This window comes from Acinetobacter legionensis (genome assembly GCF_048552295.1).
In the GTDB taxonomy this organism is placed as follows: Bacteria; Pseudomonadota; Gammaproteobacteria; order Pseudomonadales; family Moraxellaceae; genus Acinetobacter.
In genome coordinates this window covers 1-4,235 of sequence record NZ_JBIMCW010000058.1, presented here as the reverse complement: position 1 = coordinate 4,235, position 4,235 = coordinate 1, and the positions used below count along the sequence as shown (strand labels likewise).

At 36.3% G+C, this 4,235-nt stretch carries 3 protein-coding genes and 1 pseudogene; all 4 read left to right on the top strand.

Annotated features, from left to right (window positions below; translation table 11 throughout):
- The coding region (locus ACG916_RS21375; protein ID WP_419378809.1) for a protein rep at positions 1–1,224 on the top strand (1,224 nt) is incomplete at its 5' end.
- 103 nt (positions 1,225–1,327) lie between these two features.
- Positions 1,328–3,022, top strand: coding sequence for a MobV family relaxase (gene mobV / locus ACG916_RS21370; RefSeq protein WP_419368213.1), 1,695 nt, complete (start codon positions 1,328–1,330; stop codon positions 3,020–3,022).
- A 204-nt stretch (positions 3,023–3,226) separates the two neighbouring features.
- On the top strand, positions 3,227–3,688 hold the full coding sequence (locus ACG916_RS21365) for a hypothetical protein (RefSeq protein ID WP_419368212.1): 462 nt from the start codon (positions 3,227–3,229) through the stop codon (positions 3,686–3,688).
- Positions 3,689–4,045: 357 nt separating this feature from the next.
- Positions 4,046–4,235: pseudogene (locus ACG916_RS21360) on the top strand (protein rep); the annotation flags it as partial.

The window sequence follows — 4,235 nt, the reverse complement described above, 5'->3', positions numbered from 1 at the left end:
CTTGGGACAAGCACTAAATCATGTTCCAACCTTGCTACACAAGCCTTTCAGAAAATACCAGAAACAGAAAAACTCAAGTCATACCGTAAATTTACTATTAAGTTAAAAGAACGTGCAGGCGAGATCCTTTTCGACCCGAAAGGGAAAAAACAAAACCGTGTTTGTGGCTGTGGCAAATGGCGAATTGATAAAGAGTTAGATGTAGGTGTCCAGTTCGATGCCTCGAAAGGCTTGGCTCGTTATAGCAATTTGCAGTACTGCGGTTCTGTTTGGGCTTGCCCTGATTGCAGTTATAAGATTTCTCAGGAAAGGAAAAAAGAATTAGCCGAAGCTATGAAAGGCTGTAGGGATAAGGGTTTGCATGTTGCAATGTTGACCTTAACCGTACCCCATTATTTAGGTGATAACCTGGGGCAGCTACTTAAAAAAATGAGTAAGGCAAAGCATAAACTTTGGACAAATAGAAACAGCCGTGACTACTTGGCTGACCAATTTCCAATGGTAGGACATATCACAGCTACCGAAGTGAAATACAGTGATAGCAATGGTTTTCACCCTCACTACCATATTTTATGTTTTCTCGATAAACAGTATACGAAGGAAGATTTAGAGATTATCGAAAAAGAACTTTATGAGTATTGGGCTGAGAAGTGTGTCAAAGCCGGACTTGGTAAGCCAAGTCTTAGAAATGGAATAGATTTAAAAATGGGGTCAAACAGTGATGACACCTTGGCGGACTATATTTCTAAATGGGGCATGGCTGAGGAAATGACTCAGGCACACATGAAGATCGGTAAGAATAATTTGCAAAGTCTGACAATGTGGGAAGTGCTGGAACTTGCACAAATGGAAGCAAGTACAAAAGACAAATATTCATACATATTCAAAACTTATGCCGATGCCTTTAAAGGTCGTCGCCAATTATTTTGGTCAAAGGGATTAAAGCAATTATTAAAAATTGAGATAAAGGACGATGAAGAAATAGCAAATACTGAAGATGATAGTTCTGAAGTTTTGCATGCTCTTTTTCTTAGCCCCCAAGATTGGTGGGCGATATGTTTCCATAAAGTTCGGTCAGAATTTTTGGAACATATCGAATCCGATTTCGCTAGAAATGGGATTCAGACCGATCTAAAAACCGCAAAGGATTTTTTGATTGGGCTTAAAAATCCGTCGGATTTTTTGAGGGGTCGAGGGGAGAAATCTCCCCCGCTCATGGAATAATTTGAAAACGCAGTTTTAAAATTGTGTAGTGAGTACACATTCCGCTTCGCTAATGTTTTTCCCTGTGGCACACTGGGGGAAAACTAGCGATAGGATGTGTTTTATGAGTTATGCAATTCTCAGAACAGAAAAACTGAAAACGATGGGCAATATTGCTGCATCTTTGAGCCATAACTATCGCAATAGACCTACTCCTAATGCTGACCCATACCGTACTGTTAATAATGACCATGATTTAAAAACAGCAGGACAGGTGATGGATGGGATTAAAAATCGACTTCCTGAAAAAACACGTTCAAACGCTGTCCTATGTGTTGAATATTTAATAACGATGTCTCCAGATTGGTTGGGATTGGGGACAGAAAAAGAAGCGGATTTTTTTAAACGCTCACTGGAATGGTTAAAACAAAGGCATGGTGCTGAAAATGTTATTAGTACCTCGATCCACCGTGATGAAACTACCCCGCACCTTGTCGCATACGTTGTTCCTATTGATTCACAGGGGAAATTGAATGCTAGGGAATTTTTAGGCGGTAGGGCAAAACTATCAAAAATGCAGACTGATTTTCATGACCAAGTGAAAGATTTAGGGCTTGAAAGAGGGCTGGAGGGATCAAAGGCAGAACATACGACAATTAAAGATTTTTATGCTGAAATTCAAAAGCCTGATGATAAAAAATATTTAATTAATAAAGCACCTTTAAAAACAGTAACTTATGATGAATCAACTCTTCATATATTGGATGGAAAATCATTAAAGGATGAAAAAATACAGAAGTATTTTGGAAGTCTTTTTGATGAGCAGCATGAATACTATCAAAAGCAGTCTTTAAAAGCCCAAGAAGCCTTATCTGTAAAGCTTTCAGAGCAAATTATTAAGACAGAGAAAGAGGCAGAAGCCCATAGAAATGCAGTAAAACAGATAAAAAAATTAGAAAAAAAGATTGATAAAATGCTTGATGAATTTTCTCAAATTATTGAGTTTAAAGAACTTTTTCCAAATGATTACAAGGAAATAGAACAGAGCTTAAAAGATCGAATACAAGATCATAAAAATCAATTGGTTAGAAAAAGGGAAGAGGATGCACGATTTGAAGCGCAATTAAGGGCGCATCGTGAACAGTTAGTAAAAGAGCAAGAGAGACAACAGGCAATAGAATTTAGGAAGACATTAGAAAGTGATCGTAAAATGCAAATAGAGGCTGATAGAGCGCATTTACGGTCTAAAGTGGGTGAATGTACTATTGAACCCGAAATACTGGCTTATAACGCAATACAGAGCAAATTAGAGGGTGTTATTAGAGAGGGAGCTAACTATATTGCTTTGCTTGATAACAATGAGCCTACAACTAACCCATATGCTGAGATGCTTAGGCTAATGGATGATAGAGAGGCATATGATTTTAAAAAGAAATTAGAAATTATTTTATCTCGATGTGAAGAGTCTAAAAGTAAGGATTATGACGACACTTTTAATGGGTGGGGAACAAGACCAAGTTACTATGATAATTTTGATTCATCTGCAAAATATATTGTTGCAATCCAAAGCATTATAGATGATCAAGTGCAAGAGGGTGGTGCATGGGCTTATGAAAGTGCGAATGATGTAAAACGCGCTTTAAGTGATGTTTTGGTTGGTAAGTGTAAAAATGAATATGACGTACTTTTAATTGATGAAAAGTCAAAAGAAAGACAGCGTAAATATAATGAATCTTTAAAATTATATAATAAAAATCAATTAGATAATGGTTTTGATTTTGAAGAGCAAAAGAAAAAGGGCAATGATTTTGAGATGTAGAAATTAACGAGTGTCTACGAGTGGCGCATATTTAATTTGATTCAAGATGTTTTTTCCCTGAATACAAGCTCCCTTTTGATCTCAAACGGGAGTAACAGAGCATCCCAACGGGTGCGAACACTTCAAAATGAACAGCTTAAAAACCTAATAATTTCTAATAAGAGTGCTCTTGTTTATACTTGTAAAAAATATAGGGGTTGAATCGTGTTAATTGGTTTTTTAGTTGCAGGAATTATTATTTATTTATTTGTTTCAGCACATTTTAAAAAGTATAGAGAGGCTGATGAAAAAACTTTGAGGCCTATGTCGGAATGGGTAATTCTTGCAAATTCTGGTACTAGAAATCATCGTGAAAAAATGGCTTATAGTTTGATAGTTCAAGCCGAAGCTATTTTGGAGCAGCAAAAAATTTTAGGGGCTAAGTCTTTGCGAAACTTAATGATATCTAACAAAGGAATATCAAAATCTAATTTTGTACTTTTTCTTTTGGAAGCTCCCTCTACACTTTGTCCGAATGAATTTGATTTTTTGAAAAATTCTTATAACGGTGCTCAAGCTAGAGCGCATCTAGCCACATGTATTGGGTTGATTTTACATTATGGTGGTGGTGAGCTTGCTTTAGTTCAACTTGCACAAGCTGCTACTCTTACTGATCCAATTGATTAAAGTGATGTAATTCAAAAACACTTAATTTATCTGATTACAATGCTTCCTTTTATACTGGTGCAAAATATGAAGAGCATGCATAAGGGTGCGAACAACTTAGAAAACAAAGGCTTAGATAGGTAAAATAGAGTAAATATTTACTCTAAAATTCTCGAAAAATCAGTGCTTTGCAAAGTTTGTTTTTTTCAGTTATATTATTTTTACTTTTTTGAAGACCAAAAAAAAGCCCTACTTCTTGGCGGAACGAGGCTTTTGATTGGCTAATTTCAACGGACTTGATATCGTTGATTTCGCAATCTAAGTGATATTATAGATGCGATTTTCTTACCTATCAAGTCCCATAGCAGACTTGATAACATGCAAAATCCTCAAAATCCTAAAAAAACAACATCTTTCATTAAAAGCGCTCCTGCGCTATCTGTTGTCGTTCCTGCATCCCGAAAAAATCGCCTTGGGACAAGCACTAAATCATGTTCCAACCTTGCTACACAAGCCTTTCAGAAAATACCAGAAACAGAAAAACTCAAGTCATACCGTAAATTTACTA

Excerpts from the sequence above, each read along its gene's own strand:
- mobV (WP_419368213.1), top strand. The coding sequence starts at position 1,328 with ATGAGTTATGCAATTCTCAGAACAGAAAAACTGAAAACGATGGGCAAT.